This is a genomic window from Burkholderia sp. CpTa8-5 (assembly GCF_017815045.1).
GTDB lineage: Bacteria > Pseudomonadota > Gammaproteobacteria > Burkholderiales > Burkholderiaceae > Burkholderia > Burkholderia sola.
This window is the reverse complement of sequence record NZ_JAGIQD010000094.1, coordinates 1-276: the sequence shown is the minus strand read 5'-3', so window position 1 is coordinate 276 and position 276 is coordinate 1. Positions and strand designations below refer to the sequence as shown.

Below are 276 nucleotides of genomic sequence, written 5' to 3'. Positions count from 1 at the left end.
TCGCTGTCCACTTCGACTTCGACAGGTCTGTCGTCCGCGAACAGCTCCATCACGTCGCTCTCGACCTCGACCTCGACAGGTCTCTCGTCGGCGAATAGCTCGATCACGTCGCTCTCGACTTCGACCTCGACTGGCCTGTCGTCGGCCAACAGCTCGATCTCGTCGCTGTCGACCTCGACCTCGACGGGTATCAATTCGTTGTCGACGGGCCTCAGCTCGACCGATAGCTCGGTGACGTCGTTGTCGACCTCCACGTCGACCGGCCTGTCGTCGGCG

1 protein-coding gene is annotated in these 276 nt (G+C 62.3%); it reads right to left on the bottom strand.

All coding sequences use genetic code 11. The features are described from left to right. Positions 1-276 (bottom strand): hypothetical protein (locus J8I35_RS34925; protein WP_280885172.1); only part of this gene is annotated, 276 nt, incomplete at both ends.